The sequence below is a fragment of the uncultured Psychrobacter sp. genome (assembly GCF_947495825.1).
GTDB lineage: Bacteria > Pseudomonadota > Gammaproteobacteria > Pseudomonadales > Moraxellaceae > Psychrobacter.
In genome coordinates, this window is the sequence record NZ_CANMAH010000029.1 from 1 (window position 1) to 328 (window position 328).

1 rRNA gene is annotated in these 328 nt (G+C 40.5%); it reads right to left on the reverse strand.

Going from position 1 to position 328, the window contains the following annotated elements:
• A 23S ribosomal RNA gene (locus Q0895_RS13420) occupies positions 1-127 on the reverse strand; the annotation flags it as partial.
• Between the last annotated feature and the right edge of the window lie 201 nt (positions 128-328).

Below are 328 nucleotides of genomic sequence, written 5' to 3' on the forward strand. Positions count from 1 at the left end.
GTTTCCCCATTCAGAAATCTCCGGATCACAGGATATTGCCGCCTCCCCGAAGCTTATCGCAGGCTGTCACGTCTTTCATCGCCTCTGACTGCCAAGGCATCCACCATGTGCGCTTAATTACTTGACCATACAACCCCAAAGGGTCTAAATATCTGCATTTAATAAGTTTAGTTTTATTATTAGTAAAAGTACCCTCGAAGTAATTCGAGGTATTTTACTAACGTATAATTCCGAACTTTGCAGAGTATAGTAGCAATTATAACGATATCACCTATGTTTACGCTTGATTCAGTTCTCTTTACTTTGAAGACTAGCCCTTGGGATAACA